We start from the raw sequence: 23,098 nt of genomic DNA, 5'->3' as shown, positions 1-23,098 counted from the left end.
ATGAAAAGAGTTGTCATTACAGGACTCGGCGCAGTGACGCCTTTGGGAAATAATATCGAAGAATTTTGGCAAAACAGCATTAATGGAGTAAGCGGGGCAAATAAAATAACCCATTTCGATACAGAAAAGTTTAAGTTAAATTTTGCCTGTGAGGTGAAAAATTTTGATCCGAAAGTTCATTTAACACACCAGGAAATAAAAAGAAGTGATCTGTTTTCCCAATACGCAATGTATTCAACGGCAGAAGCGCTTAAAGATTCGGGACTTGAGCTGGAAAATATGGATCCGTTTGATACCGGTGTCATCTGGGGAACAGGACAAGGTGGAATGTGGACTTTCGAAAGTGAGGTTGCAGAATTCACAAAAGGTGACGGAACGCCTCGTTTTAATCCGTTTTTCGTTCCTAAATTTATTGCGAATATGGCTTCAGGAATGATTTCTATGAAATTTGGACTTCAAGGAATTAATTATACTACGATTTCAGCCTGCGCAACAGGAAATACAGCTATAATGGATGCTTTCAACTATATCCGTCTCGGAAAAGCAAAAGTGATTGTAAGTGGTGGTTCTGAAGCAGCAATTACACCATCTTCCATCGGAGGATTCTCTATTATGAAAGCGATGTCAACAAGAAATGATGATTTTGCAACAGCAAGTCGTCCTTATGATGCAGACAGAGACGGTTTTGTAATGGGTGAAGGAGCAGGATCATTGATCTTGGAAGAATATGAACATGCAAAAGCGAGAGGCGCAAAAATATACGCAGAATTGGTAGGAGCAGCAATGACCGCCGATGCGTATCACATGACCGCACCTCATCCGGATGGAGTTGGAGCGATAAAAGCCATGCAATTAGCCCTTGATGAAGCAGGTGCAAATGTGGAAGATATTGATTATTTAAATCCTCACGCAACGTCTACTCCAATGGGAGATTTGGTTGAATTAAGAGGGATCAGCAAATTATTCAACGGAAGTAAAAACCTTGACATCAGCGGAACAAAATCGATGACAGGACATTTGTTGGGAGCAGCAGGAGCGGCGGAAGCTATTCTTTCAATTAAAGCTATTGAAAACGGAATTATTCCACCAACAATCAATCTTCATAAAATTGATGAAAATATCCCGAAAGATGTGAATATTGTTTTTGGAGAAGCTAAAGAAAAGGATATCAATTTTGCTTTAAGTAATGCTTTTGGTTTTGGAGGACATAATGCTACTTTGGTTTTCAAGAAGTTTTCTTAATTCTTAATAATTAATTCTCTCGCGGATTTAGCTGATGACGCAGATTTTTTAATATAATAATTTGCTAAATCTGTGAGAGATAAAAATAAATATTTTAGATTCTTCCTTCGTTAGAATGACAATTGGAGTGTAGAGTTTAATAAAAAAATAGTCTTTGTGTTTTCAAAGCGCAAGGATTTTTTATGTATCTAATTTTTTGTAAGTTAGCATAACGGCACAAACTAATTTTATGAAAAAAATTAATTGCATCTTTCTGATTTTTATTTCCAATTTCATTTATTCTCAAAATAATTTTGAAATAAATCTTACAGCAAATTCCTATATTAATGATAGCCTAATGTTTGGAGCTCCTTCCACAAGAAACGGGTTTGGTGATCTTTATACTTTTAAAATATCTCCGAATAAAAACGTTTCAGATTTTGGGCAAAAGATTACAATGGATCACTCTGTATATTATTTAAAAATTCAAAAAGAAAATACAATTAATGGTTTTATAGAATATCCGCAACCAGTCTCTTTTGTCCATTTAGATAAAAAAAATAAATCTGCTTCGAGCTCTAAAATATTTTTTCTTGAAAAAGGAAAATATAAAATCGATTTGCCAAGCCTCAGTAATGGTTTAGAAATAAATATTGAATCACCAACAAATCTCGATTACAAAAATTTGCAAAAAACTTTAGAGCCTGTCTATGTAAAATCTAAAAAGCCTTATGAAATGGACAGTCTGATAAGCTTAAAAGAAAAACAAAAAATCTTAGGCGAATACATCAAAAAAAGATCCGATTCATATGCTGCATTATGGGAAATTCTGAATGATTACACGCTGTACAATTATCATTCTGACTATTTAAAAAACATGAAATTATTTTCAACAAAATTTAAAGAAAATAAACTGTTCAAAAATATAGAAAGTCGCTTAAAATCCGAAAGTTTAACCGCTATTGGCAACAAAATTCCTGATATTTATTTTGATAAACAAAACAAATTAATGACTGAAGATTTTAAAAAATATAGTTTAACATTTATCGATTATTGGTCTACAAGTTGTGCACCATGTATAAAAAGCATGCCTGAAATTGTGGCTTTGCATGAAGAATTTAAAAATGTAAATTTTATAACAATAACAGATGAAAATAAAACTGAAAGAATGCAGTTGGCGAAAAATATTCTGAAAAAAAACAACGTAACATGGACCAATTTTTTTGATCGTAATAAAGATTTTCAGAAGAAAGTAAATGCCACGTCCTATCCTTTATATTTTTTAATTGATAAAGATGGAAAAATAATTGCAAGAAGTATGGGCGATATCGAAGAAGTAAAAAAGAAAATGACTGAATATTTAAAATAAAAAGCAGTCAAAATTTGGCTGCTTTTCTATTTATAAATCAATTAATTCTAGTAAAAATAAATTTGAAAGAATTTTTCTATTGCGAATTTGGAATAAAAAAATCCTCTGCATTTTCAACAATCGGAATATAGAGTCTCTCCCATTTTTCACCTTCTACTATTTCCCAACTGTGACCTTCTCCTTCAACGTCTTCCGCCAGAAGAATAATTCCGGGCTCAATAAGAAATGTTGATCCATCGCTTACTTTAAATCTGATCATTCCTTTCAGCGTCACCACATATTGCCTTCTTGGGGCAGGATGTGTAATTTTTTCCCATTCTTCGGTTTTATTATTGATCCAGAAGGTTGTCGTATTCATTGGTTTCAAAGTAGGGATTTTCCCTATTTCAAACGTAGATTTTCCATCTGGATTATTTCTCAGTCTTACAGCAGCAATAAACTCCGAAGTATCAGTCATACAATTAAGCTTTTAACCATTCCGATTTAGAAAGATAATTCTGATCGGGATAGTAAATAAAAAGGCAATTTCTTCCTTTTATCGTGTTAATAATTGGTTGTGTAAGATCTTTCGGAATAGCAGGACAACCCCAACTTCTTCCGATTCTTTTGTGCATTGCTGCAAATTCTTCACTTACATAATCTGCTCCATGCATCACCACTGCTCTTTTGTATGCAGCGTCGTTGAAGCCTTTGTCCATTCCCAATAATCTCAGAGAATATCCGTTATCTCCGTCATAAGTAGCATCTGTGATATAAAATCCTAAGCTGCTTTGAAGTGAGCTCTCTGTATTTGAAAAATTGGTGGCAAATTCTTCACCCGTATTTTTCCCGTGAGCAACAAGAGAATTAAATAATACTTTTTTCTCATTCATATCAATCACCCAAAGTCTTTTCGTATTCGAGGACATAGAAAAATCACATACTGTAAGTAAATGCGACTCCGAATTAAGCAAACCAGCTTTCTTCAAATTTTCAAAACCTGTTAAAGCTTTAAAGAAAACTTCTTCGTTAAGTTTCATGTCCCGGTTCAAACGTAATCGCCTTGAATAATTCTTCTGATGAAGATCTTGTATTCTTTTCAGGTTTTGTGTCGGCTAATCTTTCAATTTTTTTGGTGGAGATATTTTCCTTCTTTATTTCCTTTTTCTCAGGAGAAAGATAAAAAGAGGTTGTGATTAAATATACAGCACCTAATAAGCTAAATAATCCCTTCATTCAATATTATGTTAATTAGATTTCAGTCTGCAAATGTATAAAAACATAATTATCAACCAGTTGAAACAGTAAAGTTTAACTCAATTTAATATTTTTTAACAATAGCTATGCAACACATTTTAGATAAAATCTATTAAATCATTAACTTTCATTGGTAAAACAATTCTGTTTTAAGGTGCTTTATATTTTATAAATGATACATTAGCAAAAAGAAAAATTAAAAATTTAATTAAAAAAACACATTGATATGTCTCACAAGAAACTTGGCGAATGGAACGCAACGGCTATTTGTGGAAATGATATTACCTCATCCGTTTTATATGTGTCTGCACTTACCATAGGAGTTGCCGGACAATATGCATGGATTTCGCTGCTCATGGTAGCTGGAACTCTTTTTTTATTCAGGAAAATATATAGTGAAGTTGTCGGCGCGCTTCCTTTGAATGGCGGAGCTTATAACGTTCTCCTTAATTCGTCTTCCAAAAACAATGCTGCCATTGCAGCCACTCTTACTATATTATCTTATATGGCAACCGCAGTAATCTCGGCATCTGAAGGGATGCATTATTTACATCATATTTTTCCGAGTTTCAATGTCGTTCTGGCTACTCTTGGTTTGTTATTATTGTTTTTATTACTTACTGTACAGGGAATTTCAGAAAGTGCTATTGTAGCTTTAATTATCTTTATTTTGCATATAACATGTATGCTTGTTCTCATTATTTTCTGTGGCATTTTTATAGTAAATCACGGGGTTGATTTCTTCATTCAAAACTGGCATATGCCTTTACAAAGCGGAGGAATTTTTAAAGCATTAATATTAGGATTCAGTGCGGCAATGCTTGGAATTTCAGGATTTGAAAGTTCTGCCAATTTCGTGGAAGAACAAAAACCCGGAGTTTTCCCAAAAACTTTGAAAAATATGTGGATCGCCGTTTCAGTGCTTAATCCTTTAATGGCTATTTTAGCAATAGGAATCATGCCGCTTTCTGAAGTGAGTGAATACAAAAACTCATTCCTCTCTCATATGGCAGAAACTTACTGGCGGAAAAATATTGGCAACAATTATTTCTGTAAACGCTGTATTAGTTTTAAGTGGAGCTGTTCTTACCTCTTTTGTCGGAGTAAACGGCTTGATAAAAAGAATGACGCTGGACAGGATTCTTCCTAATTATTTTTTAAAAGAAAACAAAAAAGGAAGTACGTATAGAATTTTAATATTATTCTTTTTGCTGTGTGTATCGGTTCTGTTGGTTACCAATGGAGAAATCGGACCTTTAGCAGGAGTTTATGCGCTCTCTTTTCTTACCGTCATGGCTTTTTTTGCCATTGGAAATATCTTATTGAAAATACGTCGTGCCCGACTTCCCAGACCGGAGTATGCGTCACCCATTTCAGTTTTGATAGCTTTAATTGCTGTAATCGTCGCTATTTACGGAAATATTAAAACCAAACCAGCTTATCTCCTTACATTTCTCACCTATTTCTTTCCTTCCATATTAATCGTTACGGCAATGTTGGGAAGAAAAGACATCATGTTTTTTATCGCTAAAATACTCAAGTCTACCAAAAAAAGCTACAGAAAGCATATCATTAAAGGCGAAAGGTCTTTAAATCTCTCTATCAACAGGCTTACCGAGCAGCAATTTGTATTTTTCTCTAAAGGGGATGATATTTCTACCCTCAATAAAGTAATGATGTATCTTCATGAAAATGAAGTGACCAACAGAATAAAAATCGTCTCTGTGTTGGAAGAATATCAAAATCCTACCCATCAATTTCTTTCTGATTTTGACGCGCTGGACCGGGCTTATCCGGAGGTGGATATGGAATACATCATTGAAGAAGGACAATTTACTCCTCAAAAAGTTGATGAACTTAGCATCCGTTGGAACATTCCTAAAAACTTCATGTTCATTTCTTCACCAGGAGAACGTTTTAGCCACAGAGTTGAGGATTTGGGAGGTGTAAGACTTATTTTATAAATACTATTGATAATAAAATGCAGAATACATTTCCGCATTTTTGTATAATACATTTTTTCTGTAATATGGATTGTTTTTTGATGTAAATAAGTTGTCAACATATCAATTTCATTACTAAATTTGAGAATATGAATGATGAAGCAAAAAGAAAACAGTTAAGAAAATATAAAGCATTTGCCACAGGATTATTTGTTTTGATGGCGGTGATTTTTATTATTACGACAATCTTACAAAAAAACAACGATTCTCATTGGATGGGATATGTCCGTGCCTTTTCTGAAGCGGCGATGGTCGGTGCTTTGGCAGACTGGTTTGCGGTGACGGCTTTGTTCCGACATCCGCTCGGGCTACCGATTCCTCACACAAACTTAATTGAAAACAGCAAACAAAGACTCGGTGATAATTTGGGAAGTTTTGTGGTGAGTAATTTTCTTTCGCCTCAAAATATCCGACCTTATATTCAAAAGCTGAAAATTTCGGGCTTTGTTGGTGAATGGCTGGGAAAAGAGAAGAATCAGGAAGTTTTAATTAAAAATCTTTCGGATATTGTTTTAGATATTTTAAACAAGCTCGATGATTCTGAGGTAAGCAATTTTATCAGCAAAAAAGTCTCTGAAATGACTGATAATATTCAACTTAATAAAATCGTAGGAAACGGAATCGGTTATATTTTAGAAAAAAACGATCATCAGAAAATCATCACGAATCTTTCAGCACAGATAAAAAATTATGTTACTGAAAATGAAGAAATGATAAAAGACCGTGTGAAAAAAGGGAGTTATACTTTCATTCCTTCTTTTGTGGACAATAAAATTGCAGATAAAATTGCGAGCGGACTTGCAGATTTTTTCAAAGAGATTGAAGAAGATTCTCAACACGAAATCAGAAATTTAATTACCAAAAAAATTCATGAATTTTCAATTGATTTAAAAGAAGATCCGAAATGGAATGATGAATTTAAAACCATTAAAAACGATCTTTTAAAAGGTGATAAACTCGAAGAATATTCCAATGACATCTGGATTTCTATTAAAAATACGTTGAAAAAAGAATTGCAGGAAGATCAATCTTCATTAAAAAATTATTTATCTAAAAACCTGAACGAATTTTCAGAAAATTTAAAAACCGACGAAAATTTTCAGAATAAAATCGATCATTGGGTTCGCGTAACGGCTTATAAATATATTCTTAAAAACACCCATCAATTCGGCGACCTCATCAGTTCAACCGTCGGAAACTGGCAAGGAAAAGAACTCAGCGAAAAACTGGAACTCGAAGTCGGAAAAGATCTGCAATTCATCCGCGTCAACGGAACTTTGGTCGGCGGATTGGTAGGATTGATTATTTATACGATCGCCAACTTTTTCCTTTAAAAAACTAAACTACAACCAAATCAAACCATGAAAAAACTCTTTATTTTATTATTTTCTTTAAGCATAACCTTTTTTCTCTGTCAAAAAGTTGAGCTTAAGAAAGTAACCGATTCTTCACAGATTTTTAAGGGAGAAATCGCCGGAAATCCTATCACCATGCAACTTAATTTTGACGGAATTATCGATTGCAATCAATATCAGCATTTTGTAAAAGGTTGGTATTATTATGATAAATACAAAAAGAAAATTCCATTGACCGGAGTTTATGATTTGGCTAATTTATATCTTTATAATTTTGGAAATCAACAAGATAAAAATTCAAAAATATTACATAAAAATATTACAAGCCTTCAATTAATAGAAAAAATTGACAGCCTCGTGAAACCTTTACAACCAAAAGAAACTTTAATTTTCGATGGAGAATATGGAAATAAAAAAGAAGTTGCAGGAAGCGTGAGTATTGGAAATAAAAAATACTCTTCAAAATTATATACAAAAGACAGCAGGATTTATCGTTATAATAATTATCTTATTTTGCCGAATAACAAAAAAATAAATACGTATGATTTTATTAATCCTATTGGTGGAAACGAACTGATTTCTTACGCTTCGGATAAATCCGGAAATCGAATTTTACTATACTTCAAAGAGGTTTCCAACTTTAATTTCTGCGGAATGTGCGGCGCAAGCGACGGCGAAAAAGGCTACAGAATTCTTTATTTTACCAACGACTGGAATTTTAAAAGTCATGAAGATTTCCTTACAGAAAGCTGTATTGAGAATATTTATGATACAACCTCAACAAGATCGAAAGAATCAAAAATTTTAAAATTCAATGTAAAAAAGTCATCCGTTTCTCCGGCTTATAGTTTCACGGTTGATGTGAAAAATGCAACCATTACAAAATCAAGGTAACAAAAAAGAGAGCTTAAAAACTCTCTTTTCTTTATATTTTTTGTTTATCTCGGCAATCTGCTTGCTCTTTTCAAAAGCTCTTTATTAATTTCATTGATCAATTCCGGACCTTCGTAGATGAAACCTGTATATAATTGGATTAAACTTGCTCCTGCATCCAGTTTCTCGATAGCATCTTTTGCAGAATGAATTCCACCAACTCCGATGATCGGGAAAGCTCTGTTGCTTTTGTCAGAAAGATATTTGATCATTTTTGTACTTCTCTCACGAATAGGTTTTCCGCTTAAACCGCCGTTTCCTATTTCTGCTAAAACTTCAGGAGACGTTTTCAAACCTTCTCTGTTAACCGATGTATTCGAAACCACAATTCCGTCAATTTTTGTTTCTGCAATCAGATCAATAATTTCGTCCAATTGCTGATTGTTTAAATCAGGAGCGATTTTCAATAAAATGGGTTTCTGTACAGATTTTGACTGATTGATTTTCTTTACTTCTGTAATCAGCTCGCGAAGATATTCTACATCTTCCAGTTTGGCGTGGCTTCCTACATTCGGACAGCTTACATTCAACACGAAATAATCTACGTGAGAATGCAGCCCTTCAAAACAATCCAGATAATCCTGCGTATAATTTTCCGGACTTGTATCTGTATTTTTTCCGATGTTTCCACCGATGATTATTTTTCCTTTATTGCCTTTCAGTTTTTCGATCACAGCTTCAAGACCGTCGTTGTTAAAACCCATTCTGTTGATAATTCCGCCATCTTCTATCAGACGGAACAATCTTTTCTTAGGATTTCCTTCTTGAGCTTTTGGAGTTACCGTTCCTATTTCTACAAATCCGAAACCTAAATCTCCCAATTCATTGAACAACACTGCATTTTTATCGAAACCTGCAGCCAATCCTACGGGATTTTTAAATTTTAATCCGAAAACTTCTCTTTCCAGACGTCTGTCTTCAATAGTTTTTGGGAAAAATAATTGAGTAAGAAATCCAAAATTTTTGAGCATTGAAAATGTAAAATGATGAACTTCTTCAGGATCAAACTTGAAAAGAATAGGTCTAATGATACTTTTGTACATTGAAAAAAAGTTTTACAAAAATAATCAATTTAAAATTAATCTTTGGTTAACATGTGATATTTTATGAAAAAATGTTTTATAAACAGCATCTATGATACACAAAAATCTGCGTAATCTGTAAAATCAGCGAGATATTTTTTAACGCAAAGATTTTATTTTTAAATATACATTCAAGTGAGCAAAGAAGAATCAACAAGTTGATTTGATGAAGCTATATTTCCAAGCTTCGCGAGGCAAATTTATCTGCCTTTGCCCTCTAAAATCAGCAGTGTAAGAAAATTAAATTTTTGCGTTTAAATTAAAATTTTCAGATTTTATTTGAAGCTTTTTCCCGCTTTCCATTGCAATCTTTTTTTGCAAAAAAGGATTTTCATTTCAATCGGGGCTAGGTCATAGTCATTTATTTCAACATTATGAAATAACCACAAAATTTGTCCTTCCGTAGGAATCTAAACTCGAATCTTTTATCTGATTTTCTAACACTATGCTTAGATCCTTCCAGGATGACAAACTTTATGGTAATAAAAATCTAAAACCTACGAATACGAACTCAAATCGAAATTCAAAATGTCTCCTACTCTTTTGAATTCATCATCTATAGTGGCATTTACCGTAATCCTTTCGTTAGAAATAGGATGATTAAAAATCAATTGATGAGCGTGAAGCGTCATTTTTGTTATCTCAAAGGTTTCCAGCCACAACTTATTCTGCTTGTTGCAACCGTGTTTACGACAGCCTAAAATCGGATGTAAAATATGCTTAAAATGCTTTCTCAACTGATGAAATCTTCCTGTTTTAGGAATGGCTTCAACTAAACAATATCTTGAAGTTTGATGTTTTAAAAAAGGCAACTTTATTTCCGAAGTCTGTAAACGATGATAATATGTAATCGCGTTTTGCTTGACTTCGTTTTCATTAACCAGATCATAATCGATGGTTTCTTCCTCTTTCGCCCAGCCTCGTAGAATCGCTATATATTTCTTTTCAACTTCTCGTGATGCAAACTGATCGCTCATCGTTCTCAAGGTTTCTTTATCTAAAGTGAACAACAAAACACCCGAAGTTTTTCGGTCTAACCGATGTACAGGATAAACTTTTTGCCCAATTTGCTTTCTCAATTCCTGAATAGCATACGTATCGGCTTCTCCGGAATAAAAAGATTTATGAACCAACAATCCGCTTGGTTTATTAATGGCAATAAGATGTTCGTCGCGATAAAGGATTTCTAACATGGGACAAAAGTAGAGGTTTTTATCCTTATTCCTCAAACTTTAAATGGTCATTGAAAAATGGCAGCATTTGGTTTTCTATTCTTCCGTTTTCTTTGCTGACTTCGCTTCCGTGTGTTCCGATATACTCTTCAGCTTCATGCTTTATTTTCAACATTTCAAGGTTTTTGCTTAAATTCATACAGCTTGGCGGAATATGTTTCAGTTCGTCATTTCTTCCCCAATCGAATTTTATTGCCTTTAGTTTTTTAATGTTTTCATATTGAGAAAAAACCAATTCTGAAGTCGAATTTCTCTTCAATTCTTCTGCAACTGAAGCATTTATTTTTAATTCATTACCTTCAAAAGAAAAGGGTAAATCTGCAAAAAACGGAGGTTTATTTTCATTTCCGTTATAGGCTCTTGCGATGGCAAAAATGATATTGGCTCCTGCATTTTCAGGTTTTGAAAGGTCTTTTACTTCCTTAATCTTTTCCACATTTTTATATGAATCTATTTCTGTTAAAGCAAAATACTGAGCATCCAGAATTCCGGGAGACAAAGCATAAACCGACGAAAAAACTTCGGGATGAAGAAAAGCATTTCGCAATGCTCCATTTCCGCCCATGGAATGTCCTGAAATTCCGCGACTGTCTTTGTTGGCGATTGTTCTGTAGTTTTTATCTATAAAATTGACGAGTTCAATTGAAGTGAAATCTGACCAGTTTCCGGAGGATTTTGAATTGGCATAAAAACTTCCTTTGAAAACCGTACTTTCATTCGGCATTACTACAATCATCGGTTTTATCTTTTTTGAATTAATTGCGCGATCAATAATATGATTGATTTTATCACTGTTTACCAACAAACTATCGCTCCAGAAAAAGCCGTGCAAATAATAAATGACAGGATATTTTTTTGACGATTTGTCATAATCGGGCGGAAGATAAACCGAAACTCTTCGTCTGGGATTTTCGCCGGCTTTATTTTGTAAGGTTTTGGCAGTGATGTAAGTCGTGACTACATTTCCTTCAGCGATTTTTTGAGACCATAAAAGCTGCGTCAATAAAACAAAAACTAAAATCAGAAAACCGGATTTTTTGATTGTAAAATTTTAAGTAAAACAAATTTCGTCAAATTGTCTCAAATTAAGACATTAATGGTGAAATTTTATTCACTGTCTGATTTAGCCCTGATTGCAGCGACATCCTTTTGTGGAACGAAGTGGAGCAAAAGATACAGCGGAAAGCAGGTTCCCGGCTCCTGAAATCTATACTATGCAAACCTTCAAGGTTTCTAAAACCTTGAAGGTTTAGAAAGTGTTTTAAAAACTTCATCCCCACATCTCACATCTTCCCGCTTTTTCACTATTTTTGCACTTCAGACGTTAAAAAAATTATGGCAAAGCAAGAAGATGTTTTCAAGAAAGTGATTTCTCACGCTAAAGAATATGGTTTTATTTTCCCTTCTAGTGAGATCTACGACGGTTTATCCGCAGTTTATGATTATGGACAAAACGGTGCCGAACTAAAAAATAATATCAAACAATATTGGTGGAAAGCAATGGTACAGCTTAACGAAAATATTGTAGGTATCGATTCGGCGATCCTTATGCACCCTACAACTTGGAAGGCATCGGGACACGTAGACGCTTTCAACGATCCATTGATTGACAATAAAGATTCTAAAAAACGTTTCAGAGCAGATGTTCTGGTAGAAGATTACTGTCTGAAAATTGAAGATAAAGAAAACAAAGAAATTGAAAAAGCAGCGAAGAGATTCGGTGATTCTTTCGATAAAGATCAGTTTGTTGCGACGAATCCAAAAATTTTGGAATACAGAGCAAAAAGAGAAGCTATTCTTTCAAGACTGGCAAAATCTCTTGAAAATGAAGATCTTGCTGATGTAAAAGCTTTAATTGAAGAGCTTGAAATCGCTGATCCGGACACAGGTTCTAAAAACTGGACGGAAGTAAGACAATTCAACTTGATGTTCGGAACTAAATTAGGGGCGTCTGCAGATTCTGCAATGGATCTTTATTTAAGACCGGAAACGGCTCAAGGTATTTTTGTTAATTTCTTAAACGTACAGAAAACATCACGTCACAGACTTCCTTTTGGTATCGCACAAATCGGAAAAGCATTTAGAAATGAGATCGTTGCAAGACAATTCATCTTCAGAATGCGTGAATTTGAACAAATGGAAATGCAATTTTTCGTTGCTCCCGGAACAGAATTGGAATTCTACGAACAATGGAAGCAAAAACGTCTGAACTGGCATTTAGCTCTTGGTTTAGGAAACGACAATTACAGATTCCATGATCATGAGAAATTGGCGCATTATGCAAATGCTGCTGCTGATATTGAGTTTAATTTCCCGTTTGGATTTAAAGAACTGGAAGGTATTCACTCAAGAACAGATTTTGATTTAAAGGCTCACGAAGAATTCTCAGGAAGAAAACTTCAGTTCTTCGATCCAGAAAGAAATGAAAACTATGTTCCTTATGTTGTAGAAACTTCGGTAGGTTTAGACAGATTATTCCTTTCTATATTCTCTCATTGCTTGAGAGACGAAGTATTGGAAGACGGTTCGGAAAGAACGGTTTTATCATTACCTCCGGCTTTAGCACCAATTAAAGCAGCGATTCTTCCATTAATGAAAAAAGATGGTTTATCAGAATATGCAGAGCAAATTTTCAACGACTTAAAATACGATTTCAATTTATTCTACGAAGAAAAAGATGCGATCGGAAAACGTTACAGAAGACAGGATGCGATCGGGACACCTTACTGTATCACGATCGATCACGATTCTCTTACAGATCATACGGTGACCATAAGAGACAGAGACACGATGCAGCAGGAAAGAGTTCCTGTTTCTGAGTTGAGAAGAATTATCGATGAGAAAACGAACTTCAGAAATTTACTTTCTAAATTATAGATTACGAAAGCCTTGAGAAATCAGGGCTTTTTCTTTTTTATACCACAATAGAAAATTATCTCATAGAAATTATTATTTTTGTCTCAATTAAAAAGCATTAAACTAATAACTATGAAGAAATTAATTATTTCATCTTTGGCAATATTTGCCCTTATAAACTGTTCATCATCAGATGACTCTGTAGAAGAAAACCCAGTTGTAGATCCTACAACGATTGTTCCTACAAAATTTACTGAAATTACTCAGGATAATCAAACCTATGTGACAGAGTATAAATACGACGGAACTAAATTGCTTGAGGAAACTTCCGGCAACAAAAAAACAGTTTACACGTATAACGGAGATTTGATTTCAAAAACTGAAGATTATACCGGTACGAATTTAACTTATAAAAGACAATTTGTATATACCAATGGAAGAGTGACATCTGAAACAACCACTACTTACAACTCCACGCTTCCACTCGTTACGACAATAGCATTTCAATATTTAAGTGATAATCACGTAACATTCACCAAAAACGGAGAAGGAAATGATATTTATCTATCCAACAACGGAAATATAAAGATCGCAACATGGAGTCCCGGTTCTGTAATAAGAACGTTCACTAACACGTACGACGGGCAAAACAATCCTTATAAAAACATAAAAGGATATCTGAAAATCAATTTCCTGCTTTCTCTTGAAGGAGATTATGCATCTAATAATCTTGTGAACAGCAGTTCTGTACAAACAGGAGCTGTACCTGCTACTTATGGTAATAGTGCTGTACATACGTATAATGGTCATGACTTTCCTACAAAAACAGTGATGACATTTACAAGCTCTCTTCATGCTACCAATTCGCATACCTATATGTACGAATATAACAAGTAATCATATTCTTTTTTTAAAATACAGCCCTGATTTCTTCAGGGCTTTTTTATTTTTAATTAAAATTATCTTTGAAATCATTATTTTTGAAACTCAAATTTTAACCATGAAAAAAATAACTCTTTTGATCTTTGGTCTGTTCCAGACCTTTGCCTATTCTCAGACTCAGGATTTGGCCTCTTTAGCTTTAGGACAAAATATTGGAATGAATGCCTTATTTGACACCAAAGACAATCTATATGGCTATGTTTCATTATATTCTTATGGAAAAACGGATAAGAAAACCCAGAAATTCGAATATGTAATTTTAGATAAAAACCTCAATCCTGTTGCCAATAAAGAGTTTGAAGCAGGAACTCTTGTTTCCAATTATACGGGATATGTAGATTTTAAAGGGCAGATTATTCTTCGACCTTCGGATTTTAATTATTTGCAGGCTTTTGCAAAAGATGCTGCAGCACCGGTTTCTATGGTAATTGATCCTAAAACAAACACGGTAAAGCCAAAGGTTTATTATGATTATCAGGAAGATGGAACTTTCAAAGAAATCAGTCAGCCAAAAACTTTTAAAGAAGAAAGAAAAGAAAACCGCGCAGAGAAAAAAGATAAAGGATACAACTACATTTCGTCTGTCGGAGAAATTAAAGAAGGTGGCTATATTGCCATAGAATACAATGATTACGGAAAATATGTGAATCACAACAGCCTTATAAAATTCGACGAAAACAAAAAAGAAATCTGGAGATACCGTTACAATACAAACGGTGACAAAAAAGTATTTTCGGATCTTACGATTCTTGATAAAGATGAAAATAATCTGTACGGAATTTTAAGAAAAGTAAACGACGATGACAAAACTTTTTCTCTTCTGGTCATTGATATGAAAACCGGAAAAGAACTTTCTAACAAGCCAATTACAGGACTTTCTCCGGAAACTATTTATAATATTGATGTCTTAAATTCAGGAAGCGGAAGAATCGATAATGATAAAACTTTTGATGATAAAATTGTTCTTTTGGGAAGAAATTATATCTCGAAAGATAACAGAGGTTTTGCAAGATTTGTCCTTGATAAAAACAATTACAACGTAGACCTTAAAACATTGAGCTACAAACCGGATCTTTCCAATCATATTCCAAAACTAAGCGCCGACGGAGGTGTGGAAAATGGGTATTACCTTCAGACCAAAGATCTTTATTTCATGAGCGACGGAAGTGTAGGAATTCTTTCGGAGAAATTCAAACCGGCGGGACAATACAATGCTCCGAAAACGACTGATTTGGTTTACATTAATACTGATAAAGATTTTAAAGTAAAAGACGTACAGGTTTTCGAAAAAGAGAAATCCAAATGGGTAAACAGCGATTATCTTTTCTCACAGTATTTAAATGACGGAAAAGACGTGGTCTTCTTCTACCGCGATTATCAGAAAGATCAGGTGACAAAGGAGAAAAAATGGAATCTCTTCATCAACACCATTATCGACGGAAAATTCAAGCAGGAAATCATTCCTATTTCTGAAAAAGATAATTATACCGTGACGCCGTATGTTGCAAAAGAAGGTTACATCTTGCTTCGTGAGTATAATGAAAAAGAGAAGTTCAATAAAGTTCGTCTTGAAAGATTAAATTATTAATGATAAAAAAAATCCTGACCGACGGTCAGGATTTTTCCGTTCGATAGTAATCTGCGATATTTTTTATTTCATCCAGACTTAGATTCCACATAAAATTCAGGAATTGCTGGTAACTTTCACTTTGATTTTTAGGATCTACTCTATCCAAATATCGGTTTAAATTATAATTTTTCCGGGCTTCATAGATTTTAGCAAAACATTTTCCGAGCCAGTTTTTATAATATTTTTCCTCTTCTTCATCCTGCAAAAACTGCAGACTTGCATAAATCCCAACTCCATAATCTTCAGAATGATAGAAATTCGGCAAGGTTTCCATTCTTGCGATTTTCTCTAAGGTTTTGTAAGAATCAGAAGGTTTTTCATCCGCAACGTCGGTTTTAAGTTCAGGAAATATTTTTTTCAGATTATTGATTCTTAGTACAATTTCAGGGTGCGATTTAAGAGAATCTTTATCCAGTTTTTCTTTAAAATGATTATAGTTGTATAACGAAAAATCTTCCTTTTTAAGCCACTTATCTTTAAATGCCTGTTGCGGAAGGTTGAAATATTTCTTGTAAGTTTCCACTTTCAATGTTCTTGGCGAAATCGTGTCAAAATCTTCCAGTCTTTTCAGCGTATTGATGAATTCCGTTTTCTTAAAATCACTATTTTTAAAAACAACATATCCTAAAGAATCTGCCTGCATTTCCTGTCTTCTGTTTTCTGCACCTTTTCTGTAAATTCTGCTTTTCAGCACATCAAAAGCCCTTTGATTCCTGTTTTCTTTGGTTGATTTAATGCTTTGAACCACCGTTCTGTCCATTTGATCCTGATCAATGATGCTCAGAAGCGTTTTTAAAGTATGCTCTGAGATTTTATGCCCCAGTTCGTGAGAAATCACAGCAGCCAACTGATCATCGTTATTCAGCCAGTTAAAAAGTCCCATATTAATCACGAACGTTCCGTCAGCAAAACAGTAAGCATTCGGAGTATTGTCTTTTGCGACAAGGATTTTTAAATTTTGTGGAATCTGAGGATTGTTTTTCTTCAAACGTTCAATCAAACTTTTCACCTTTGAATCGAATACAGAATTGAAAACAAAGTCTTTTTCTTTTACTTTTCCCTCAAAATCTTTCTCGAATTCTTTATAATATTTCGACAGCTCGTTTCCTTTTTTTCCGGAGTAATCTGTTTTGCTCTTTTTGATCAGATTTTCAGCATTGACAGAAAAAATCTTAAGAAAATCCTTTCTCTGCGCATAGTCTGCTGTATCTATCGGTTGATAAACCTGTCCGAAAGAAATTATAAAAGCATAAAGAAATAAAAAGGAAATTAGTTTTTTCATCGTAAATAATGTCAATAATCACAAAAATAAATCATTTCGTTTCATATTTTCAAATTTATTTTAAATTTGTTTCAAGATCGATTGTTATGACAATTCTTATATTTTTTGTTTCTTTTATCGTCATTGTTGCGGTACTTTTCTATATTTTGGGATATGGCTATATCTTTAACGGAATTTCAAAAACCTATTTAAAAGGGAAAACCAGCGCCAATATAGACGACGGAAAACTTTTCTCCAGCAACCTCATCCATACAGAATCACCGAGACTTTGGGAAGAAGATCCCGACTACAACAGTAAGGAATTGCCTAAAAATATAGTTGAAGATTTAATTAATTCCAATACAGCTTCTTTCATCGTTATTAAAAACGGAAAATTGATTCATGAGCAATATTGGAATGGATACGATCAATTATCCAAAACCAATTCTTTTTCAATGGCAAAAGCCGTTACGGTAATGCTTTTGGGAAAAGCTCTGGAAGAAGGAAAAATCAAAAATATTGATGATCAGTTTTCTGATTATTTTGAAGAATTTAAAAATAAAGAATTTGCCGGAAATTTAACCTTAAAAAATTTGGCTCAAATGGAATCCGGACTGGATTGGAGTGAAGATTACAAAAACCCGTTTTTACCGAATGCAAGAGCTTATTACGGGAAAAGCCTTTTGAAATCTACCTTGTCAAGAAACTTTAAAGAAAATCCGGGTGAAAAATTTGAATATCAAAGTGGTTTCTACGCAATTTTTAAGTTTTGCGATACGAAAAGCGGTCAATCAATCTTTGGCAGATTATTTATCTGAAAAATTCTGGATTCCGATGGGAATGGAACAAAATGCAGAATGGAGCACCGATGAAGAAGGAATGGAAAAAGCGTATTGTTGCATTCATTCCAACGCAAGAGATTTTGCAAAATTAGGTCAATTATTTTTAGATAACGGAAAAGTGGGCGATAAACAAATTCTGGATCTCAATTTTATTGAAAAAATGAGAACACCGACTCAAAAATCGGAAGAAATTTACGGAATGGGATTCTGGATTAATTACGACAATCCTATTAAACATTATTATTTTTTAGGACTTCAGGGGCAATATATCATTATGATTCCTGACCACAATATGGTCATTGTAAGAACCGGAAGCTACAATAATCTCCCTAAAAATGATAGAGGAAGACCGGATCAGGTGAAATTTTTGGTGAATGAAACCGTGAAATTATTTCAATAAAATATGGAAAAATACAACCCAAAAGTCGATGAATACATTGAAAAATCTCAGGATTTTGCAAAACCCATTCTGAATTACATTCGTGAAACCGTTCATGAATTCTGTCCCGATACGAACGAAGCCATCAAGTGGAAATTCCCCACCTTTATGTATAAAGGAAAAATATTGTGCTCAATGGTGTCTTTTAAACAATACTGCAGCATGGGATTTTGGCTTCATAACGAAATGAAAACCCTTAAAAACATTGAAACTGATGTTGAAAAAACCAATGTATTCAGCTTAGGAAAAGTAACTAGAGTTGATGATCTTCCTACAAAACCTCAGCTTAAAAAAATGATATTAGAGGCAATGGAATTGACAGAAATGGGCGTTACGCTGAAAAAAGCAGCTCCGTCAAAAACAGAAATTGAAGTTCCTGATTATTTTCAAAATGCTTTAAATGAAAATGAAAAAGCACTGGAAGTTTTTACAAAATCATCTCCCTCTTTCCGAAAAGAATATATCAACTGGATCACAGAAGCGAAAACCGAAACCACGCGAAATAAACGCATGGAACAAGCCATAGAATGGATTTCTGAAGGGAAAAGCAGAAACTGGAAATACGAAAGAAAATAATTTAAACTAAATTCTTAGTGGAATCTAAAATTAGCTTCTGTTAAAGTATTATTTTTTAGAAAAGCTTCATATTCCGGAGATATCTGTTTGCGTCCGAAAGTATTTTCTCCGCTCATGCTTCCCAAACGAACTTTATCTTTTCCATACTTTTTATTCATCGCATCCATCGCTTTCATCATCGGCAAATGCTGATTCTGAATATCTTTTTCAAAGAGACTGATCAACCTCTGATCTTCAGGCACAAAATCATTCACAATGACTCCGGCTTTTTTATAATGAAAACCTTCTTTGAAAATAGCTTCGAAAAGCTCATTCACTACTCTGCCGATCAAAATAGATGAATTGGTAGGATTGGGAAGAATCTGAGTGAGTGCATTTCTATATTCGGGTAAATCGTTTCTGAAACGATTGGTTTGTACAAAAACCGTCACCATTTTGCAGCAGGTATTTTGCTTTCTCAAACGTTCCGAACAGTACATTCCGTAGGTTTCTACACGTTCTCGTACATCCTCTTTTTTCGTCAGCATTTCCATGAAACTTCGGGTCACTGCAATGGATTTTTTTGGAGACGGAGAGTCCAGTTCCAATTGGCGAATTCCTTTCAATTCATTCACCATTCTTACGCCATGAATTCCCATTATTTTCCGAACCCACATTTCGGGTTTCTGTAGTAAATCCCAAGCTTTATGAACGCCATTGTCGTGCATTTTTACAGCAAGTTTTCGCCCGATTCCCCAAACATCGCCGATATTCATCCATTTCAGGGCTTTTTCTATCTTTTCGGGAGTGTCTAACATATAAACTCCATTAAATTTCTTAGGAAAATCTTTCACAATTCTATTGGCTACTTTACACAATGTTTTTGTGGGCGCAATCCCGATGCTTACAGGAATATTTTCCTGATCATGGATGTCATTCTTGATTTTAATACAGTAATCATGAATATTAATGTATTTAAAACTGGTAAGATCTAGAAATAATTCATCGATTGAATACACTTCAAAATCCGCTTTATCCACATACGCTGTGGATATCTCTATTACACGCTGACTTTTAAAATTATATAATTCAAATTTTGCGGAAAAACTTTTCACATCATGCTCTTTGAAAAGCTCTTTATATTTGAAAGCCGGAGCCGCCATCGGAATTCCCAGATCTTTCGCTTCTTTGCTTCGGGACACAACACATCCGTCGTTGTTGGAAAGTACCACAACGGGTTTGTTTTCGAGGGAAGGATCTAAAGTTCTCTCGCACGAAACGAAGAAATTGTTGCAATCAACTAAGGCGTACATGATAAATAAATCAACTTTTTGCTATACAAAATTATAACTTTTAAAGTAGAATATTATGTTTAATTTAAACTTTAACATTAATTTTAATTAATTGATTTACAGTGTATTAATTTATTTTAAATACGTCAAGTTTTGTCGCATCCAGCTTGTAATTTTGGTTTCCAAAAGCATAAAAAATTGATAGTATGGATAAAGTGACTTTACAAAGAATTGAAAAACTTCACCTGATTGTAAGAGAGGAAATGAAGCAAATTATTAAAGAATGTGACGAAGCTCTGACTGGAAGAGCAAAAGTGAGAATAACCCAAGGTTTGAGAAGTTTTGAAGAGCAGGAAAAATTATACGCCATCGGAAGAATCACATCAGGGAAAAAAGTGACCAACGCAAAAGCCGGACAAAGCATCCACAATTACGGACTTGCCGTTGATATTTGTATGATGATTGACGGAAAAACCGCAAGTTGGGACACCGTAAAAGACTGGGATAATGATAAAGTCGCCGATTGGTACGAATGTGTGAAAATTTTTGCAAAATATGGCTGGAATTGGGGAGGAAACTGGAAAACGTTTAAAGATCTTCCGCACTTTGAAAAGAAGAACATATTAACGAAGAAAGGCGTCGTGAAAACGAGTTGGAAAACCTTGTCTAAGATGCTCAGAGACAATGAAAATTATATCATAATTTAATTATTTTTAATTGAAAATTATTTTTAATACGACAAGTTCTGTCGCTTCCCCGCGTTATCTTTATTGTAAAGAAAAGCACTAATAACAATCATTATAATAAGCTAAAACCAATAGTCATTTTTTCGGAAAACTATTGGTTTTACTTGTCTAAAATTGTTAAATGTTTCACTAAAAAAAGCAAAAAATCACATGAAAAAGACAACCATTCTTTCTTTGGACGGAGGCGGAATCAGGGGAATTATCACCTGCATTATTCTGCGCTACATAGAAGAGCAACTGCAGTTTTATGATAAACCAAGTGCAAAACTTGGTGATTATTTTGACTTGGTTGCGGGAAGCAGTACAGGAGGCTTGATTGCATCTATTATTCTCTGTCCCGATGAACACCGAAAAGCAAAATATTCGATCCAGAAAGGATTGGAATTGTATGCTGAAAAAGGGGGTGACATATTTCAGGTTTCTTTTTGGGAGCGATTAATAAATCCGTTTGGATTATTGAACGAAAAAATCTCTCAAGATGAGCTTGAAAAAAACTTGAATGACTTTTTTGGAAAATTAGAACTAAAAGAATTAATAAAACCCTGCTTAATAACAAGTTATGACATAGAAAACAGAAGAGCTAAACTATTCAACTCATGGAAAGCAAATTTGAGTACCGATAATTTTTATGTAAAAGATGTTTGCAGAGCAACCTCAGCGGCTCCAACTTATTTTACACCCGTTCAGATCAAATCGATGTACGGACAGATTTTCAGCTTAATTGATGGCGGAATGTTTGCCAATAATCCCGCACTTTGCGCTTATGCGGAAGCCAGAAAAATTCCTTTTGCGGAAGTTTTAAAAAATCATCAGAAAGCTAATCATCCGAGTGTAAATGATATGATTGTCGTTTCGATCGGAACAGGAATTGAAGCGAGACCTTATTCATTTAAAAAATTAGAAAAAGCCGGAAAAATAGGCTGGGTAAATCCAATAATTGATATTTTGATGTCTGCCAATGCAGAAACGGTGGATTATCAGCTTTGTCAGATGTTTCAGACATTGGGATTAAGAAATCAGAAGAATTATTATCGACTAAATCCTTCGTTGAAAAACGCTTCACCTGCGATGGATAATGTAAACAGATCGAATATTGAAAATCTGATACAAGCCGGATTGAGCTATATTGATGACAATAGAGAAACTTTAAACCAAATTGTACAGAAATTGATTAAAAATAAAATATAAGCTTTTAAACTTATAATAGATCAATATAAGCTTTTTTGATTATATTTAAATGTAAAATGATTAACAGTATGAAAGCAACCTTTGCATCACTTTTTATGAGCATTATATTTTTCATTTTTGAGGGTGTCATTTTATATTTTTTATTTGATTATTTCAATCCACCCATTACAGAAGACGGTCATAAATATATGCCGATTGGAAATATTTTCTATTCAATAATTATATCATTTATTGCTTCTGTTTTATTTTTCATTCTGATCAGAAAATATATAAAAAGAAAGTTTTAAAATTTTTCTAAAACATTTAAAAACACGTCAAGTTTTGTCGCTTTCCACCTATATCTTTGAAGTATAAATAAAACACAAAATCAATCATTAAAAAACTTTAAAAAACCTTTTGAGTTCAACATTAACCAATGCTGAACAGCCAAAATTCTGTTCAAATCTTAACCCAAACATCAAAGCACAAAACATGGAAACACAAAATCACAATCCAGACATACTCTTCGATGAAGAGCTCTACACCATTGAATGGAGCGACATCGAAAACGCCGAGATCGACTACGATAACAACCTCAACGATATTGAAAATTTCTTCCGCGAAGATTTTGAAAACGATACTCTTGAAGAAGATATTTATTAAACTAAACTTTTAAACACGTCAAGTTCTGTCGCTCTCCAATACTACCTTTGAAACATCAATAAAACACAAAATAATCCTTTAAAAAACCTCACAAAAACCCTTTGAATTCACCATTCACAACATGTTGGACAGCCAGAACTGTGTTTAAAAATCAATATTAAAATAACATACAATGAAAAAGAAAATTTAACTCGAAAAGTGGAAAGTTTTTGTCTGAAACCACTTAAAAAAATGGACAATATCGAAGTTTCTATAATGAAAAGAGACTTTAAAT

Annotated in this window: 23 protein-coding genes; 15 read left to right on the top strand and 8 right to left on the bottom strand. The window is 33.8% G+C overall.

Annotated features, from left to right (window positions below):
- Both fabF and J3D55_RS03110 read left to right on the top strand, forming a co-directional pair.
- Positions 1–1,242 (top strand): beta-ketoacyl-ACP synthase II, encoded by a 1,242-nt coding sequence (fabF, locus tag J3D55_RS03115; RefSeq protein WP_259127908.1) that lies wholly within the window; start codon positions 1–3, stop codon positions 1,240–1,242.
- A gap of 229 nt (positions 1,243–1,471) precedes the next feature.
- On the top strand, positions 1,472–2,590 hold the full coding sequence (locus J3D55_RS03110; RefSeq protein WP_259127907.1) for a TlpA family protein disulfide reductase: 1,119 nt from the start codon (positions 1,472–1,474) through the stop codon (positions 2,588–2,590).
- Positions 2,591–2,666: 76 nt separating this feature from the next.
- On the opposite strand, the gene J3D55_RS03105 is transcribed toward J3D55_RS03110, so the two are convergent.
- From J3D55_RS03105 to J3D55_RS03095, 3 genes are read right to left on the bottom strand one after another with little or no spacing between them, the layout of a single operon-like run.
- Positions 2,667–3,047 carry a cupin domain-containing protein gene (locus tag J3D55_RS03105; RefSeq protein WP_259127905.1) on the bottom strand — a complete coding sequence of 127 codons (381 nt, stop codon included), beginning with the start codon at positions 3,045–3,047 and terminating at the stop codon, positions 2,667–2,669.
- 4 nt (positions 3,048–3,051) lie between these two features.
- A complete protein-coding gene (locus tag J3D55_RS03100; protein ID WP_259127904.1) occupies positions 3,052–3,609 on the bottom strand; it encodes a murein L,D-transpeptidase catalytic domain family protein in 558 nt (185 codons plus the stop codon).
- On the bottom strand, positions 3,599–3,805 hold the full coding sequence (locus tag J3D55_RS03095) for a hypothetical protein (protein ID WP_259127902.1): 207 nt from the start codon (positions 3,803–3,805) through the stop codon (positions 3,599–3,601). Before J3D55_RS03095 ends, J3D55_RS03100 begins: the two co-directional genes overlap by 11 nt.
- A gap of 247 nt (positions 3,806–4,052) precedes the next feature.
- On the opposite strand from J3D55_RS03095, the gene J3D55_RS03090 reads away from it, so the two are divergent.
- From J3D55_RS03090 to J3D55_RS03075, 4 genes are all read left to right on the top strand, one after another.
- Complete coding sequence (locus J3D55_RS03090; RefSeq protein WP_259127901.1) at positions 4,053–4,976, top strand: APC family permease; 924 nt, start codon at positions 4,053–4,055, stop codon at positions 4,974–4,976.
- A complete protein-coding gene (locus tag J3D55_RS03085; protein ID WP_259127899.1) occupies positions 4,861–5,790 on the top strand; it encodes an amino acid permease in 930 nt (309 codons plus the stop codon). Before J3D55_RS03090 ends, J3D55_RS03085 begins: the two co-directional genes overlap by 116 nt.
- Positions 5,791–5,918: 128 nt before the next feature.
- A complete protein-coding gene (locus tag J3D55_RS03080; protein ID WP_259127897.1) occupies positions 5,919–7,163 on the top strand; it encodes a DUF445 domain-containing protein in 1,245 nt (414 codons plus the stop codon).
- 27 nt (positions 7,164–7,190) lie between these two features.
- Complete coding sequence (locus tag J3D55_RS03075) at positions 7,191–8,078, top strand: hypothetical protein (RefSeq protein ID WP_259127895.1); 888 nt, start codon at positions 7,191–7,193, stop codon at positions 8,076–8,078.
- Positions 8,079–8,122: 44 nt separating this feature from the next.
- Here the strand turns inward: J3D55_RS03075 and J3D55_RS03070 are convergent, their stop codons facing one another.
- The 3 genes from J3D55_RS03070 to J3D55_RS03060 form a co-directional block, all read right to left on the bottom strand.
- Positions 8,123–9,160 carry a quinone-dependent dihydroorotate dehydrogenase gene (locus J3D55_RS03070; RefSeq protein WP_259127893.1) on the bottom strand — a complete coding sequence of 346 codons (1,038 nt, stop codon included), beginning with the start codon at positions 9,158–9,160 and terminating at the stop codon, positions 8,123–8,125.
- A 536-nt stretch (positions 9,161–9,696) separates the two neighbouring features.
- Entirely contained in the window at positions 9,697–10,392 is a 696-nt protein-coding gene (locus J3D55_RS03065) for a pseudouridine synthase (RefSeq protein ID WP_259127891.1), read from the bottom strand.
- 25 nt (positions 10,393–10,417) lie between these two features.
- The gene (locus J3D55_RS03060; protein ID WP_259127888.1) at positions 10,418–11,434 is read right to left on the bottom strand and encodes an alpha/beta hydrolase-fold protein; all 1,017 of its coding nucleotides are present in this window, start codon (positions 11,432–11,434) and stop codon (positions 10,418–10,420) included.
- 332 nt (positions 11,435–11,766) lie between these two features.
- Here J3D55_RS03060 and J3D55_RS03055 point away from each other — a divergent pair, with 332 nt between their 5' ends.
- From J3D55_RS03055 to J3D55_RS03045, 3 genes are all read left to right on the top strand, one after another.
- Positions 11,767–13,308, top strand: coding sequence for a glycine--tRNA ligase (locus J3D55_RS03055; RefSeq protein WP_259127885.1), 1,542 nt, complete (start codon positions 11,767–11,769; stop codon positions 13,306–13,308).
- 111 nt (positions 13,309–13,419) lie between these two features.
- On the top strand, positions 13,420–14,184 hold the full coding sequence (locus J3D55_RS03050; RefSeq protein ID WP_259127882.1) for a hypothetical protein: 765 nt from the start codon (positions 13,420–13,422) through the stop codon (positions 14,182–14,184).
- 103 nt (positions 14,185–14,287) lie between these two features.
- Complete coding sequence (locus tag J3D55_RS03045) at positions 14,288–15,817, top strand: hypothetical protein (protein WP_259127879.1); 1,530 nt, start codon at positions 14,288–14,290, stop codon at positions 15,815–15,817.
- 25 nt (positions 15,818–15,842) lie between these two features.
- On the opposite strand, the gene J3D55_RS03040 is transcribed toward J3D55_RS03045, so the two are convergent.
- A complete protein-coding gene (locus tag J3D55_RS03040) occupies positions 15,843–17,141 on the bottom strand; it encodes a M48 family metalloprotease (RefSeq protein WP_259127877.1) in 1,299 nt (432 codons plus the stop codon).
- 86 nt (positions 17,142–17,227) lie between these two features.
- On the opposite strand from J3D55_RS03040, the gene J3D55_RS03035 reads away from it, so the two are divergent.
- Genes J3D55_RS03035 through J3D55_RS03025 form a run of 3 tightly spaced genes read left to right on the top strand, consistent with a single transcriptional unit; the run spans position 17,228 to position 18,977 of the window.
- Positions 17,228–17,938: a serine hydrolase domain-containing protein gene (locus J3D55_RS03035; protein WP_259127874.1), complete on the top strand. Its 711-nt coding sequence runs from the start codon at positions 17,228–17,230 to the stop codon at positions 17,936–17,938.
- Positions 17,919–18,362: a serine hydrolase gene (locus J3D55_RS03030; protein ID WP_259127872.1), complete on the top strand. Its 444-nt coding sequence runs from the start codon at positions 17,919–17,921 to the stop codon at positions 18,360–18,362. The genes J3D55_RS03035 and J3D55_RS03030 overlap by 20 nt, the downstream gene beginning before the upstream one ends.
- A gap of 3 nt (positions 18,363–18,365) precedes the next feature.
- Positions 18,366–18,977, top strand: coding sequence for a YdeI/OmpD-associated family protein (locus J3D55_RS03025; protein WP_259127870.1), 612 nt, complete (start codon positions 18,366–18,368; stop codon positions 18,975–18,977).
- A 14-nt stretch (positions 18,978–18,991) separates the two neighbouring features.
- Here the strand turns inward: J3D55_RS03025 and J3D55_RS03020 are convergent, their stop codons facing one another.
- Positions 18,992–20,269 carry a Y-family DNA polymerase gene (locus J3D55_RS03020; protein ID WP_259127869.1) on the bottom strand — a complete coding sequence of 426 codons (1,278 nt, stop codon included), beginning with the start codon at positions 20,267–20,269 and terminating at the stop codon, positions 18,992–18,994.
- 185 nt (positions 20,270–20,454) lie between these two features.
- Here J3D55_RS03020 and J3D55_RS03015 point away from each other — a divergent pair, with 185 nt between their 5' ends.
- From J3D55_RS03015 to J3D55_RS03005, 3 genes are all read left to right on the top strand, one after another.
- Positions 20,455–20,955, top strand: a complete 501-nt coding sequence (locus tag J3D55_RS03015; protein ID WP_259127867.1) for a M15 family metallopeptidase — start codon at positions 20,455–20,457, stop codon at positions 20,953–20,955.
- 189 nt (positions 20,956–21,144) lie between these two features.
- Positions 21,145–22,182: a patatin-like phospholipase family protein gene (locus J3D55_RS03010; RefSeq protein WP_259127865.1), complete on the top strand. Its 1,038-nt coding sequence runs from the start codon at positions 21,145–21,147 to the stop codon at positions 22,180–22,182.
- A gap of 396 nt (positions 22,183–22,578) precedes the next feature.
- Positions 22,579–22,824, top strand: coding sequence for a hypothetical protein (locus J3D55_RS03005; protein ID WP_259127864.1), 246 nt, complete (start codon positions 22,579–22,581; stop codon positions 22,822–22,824).
- The last annotated feature ends 274 nt before the right edge of the window (positions 22,825–23,098 follow it).

The sequence above is a fragment of the Chryseobacterium ginsenosidimutans genome (genome assembly GCF_024807225.1).
Lineage (GTDB): Bacteria > Bacteroidota > Bacteroidia > Flavobacteriales > Weeksellaceae > Chryseobacterium > Chryseobacterium ginsenosidimutans.
The sequence above is the reverse complement of the archived record's forward strand: the minus strand, read 5'-3'. Positions and strand labels throughout refer to the sequence as shown.